The sequence below is a fragment of the Pseudomonas sp. FSL R10-0399 genome (assembly GCF_009600165.1).
Lineage (GTDB): Bacteria > Pseudomonadota > Gammaproteobacteria > Pseudomonadales > Pseudomonadaceae > Aquipseudomonas > Aquipseudomonas helleri.
In genome coordinates this window covers 1-1,061 of sequence record NZ_WIWK01000260.1, presented here as the reverse complement: position 1 = coordinate 1,061, position 1,061 = coordinate 1, and the positions used below count along the sequence as shown (strand labels likewise).

Here is a 1,061-nt window from a genome sequence, read left to right as displayed (position 1 = left end):
GCGTGGGGGCTAGCCAAGGAAAAGCGTACCGACAGCGCAACTCGCGAAAACATCCGCAACCCGCTGCGCTTTCAAGGACAGTACTTCGACACCGAAACCGGGCTGCACTACAACCGCTATCGGTACTATGATCCGCAGGTCGGACGGTTTATCAGCAAAGACCCGATCGGGTTTGCGGATGGGCTGAATGTCTATGCGTATGCGCCGAATCCGGTGGGGTGGGTTGATCCGCTGGGGTTGGCTAAACGTGGTCCGGTACCTGGTGGTCAAGGACCACACAATGAAGTTATCGCCCAATGGGGGCGTGAGGCCACCGAGGCCGGAGGTACAGTGCAATCTGGAGGTGGGGTCAAACGGGAAACTCTTATTTCAACACCAGGCGGCCAAAAACAGGGTCGTCGGCCAGATATTATTATTGAACTAGAGGATGGAAAAAAAGTTTACGGAAATGTTGGGAGAACCAAGGCTGATGGAACTCCAGTACTTCGCGAGATAAGCGCCATGAACGACTTAAAAACCAAGACTACTGGCAATGATATTCCTGACGACGTACAGTTTAGAGCTTACTGCCCTTGCACCCCAAAGAGAGCAAAATAGAATGGACGTCAATATATTCATGACAATCGAAGAATTTATATTTACAAACCTCAAACTTATTAAAAACACCAAGTGTAATTTATACAGATCCGAGAGTTACGAACACCCATACAATCTAATGGATGGCAATGACCCGATCTCTTGGAGTTGTAGTGAGTCAAGATCATTATCTCTACTCATTGGAAAAGTTGAGGACGAGCATAAAATTTTAAAAGACAAACAAATTAACATCCCAAGAGCTCGTCGAGTTGGCTTTGTAGACATTAGATACGGAGGAGAAGATGAGCATGCCATAGGCGCTTCCCATTATGGAGCGGACACATCCACCACTGCGAAGGTTATTAATAGAGAGCTAAAGAAAATACTTAAAGAATTTGCCCATAAGGGAGCCTGAATTCATAGAATAAGCGCAACGCTTGAAACGAGAGGCAGAGAGCCAGCCACCGGTAGAATCCAGGCTCTCA

At 47.4% G+C, this 1,061-nt stretch carries 2 protein-coding genes; both read left to right on the top strand.

Annotated elements, in window-relative coordinates:
• A partial coding sequence (locus tag GHO41_RS30525; protein WP_178126621.1) for an RHS repeat-associated core domain-containing protein occupies nt 1-597 on the top strand: 597 nt, incomplete at its 5' end.
• Nucleotides 598-616: 19 nt separating this feature from the next.
• Nucleotides 617-991: a hypothetical protein gene (locus GHO41_RS29305; RefSeq protein ID WP_178126620.1), complete on the top strand. Its 375-nt coding sequence runs from the start codon at nt 617-619 to the stop codon at nt 989-991.
• The last annotated feature ends 70 nt before the right edge of the window (nt 992-1,061 follow it).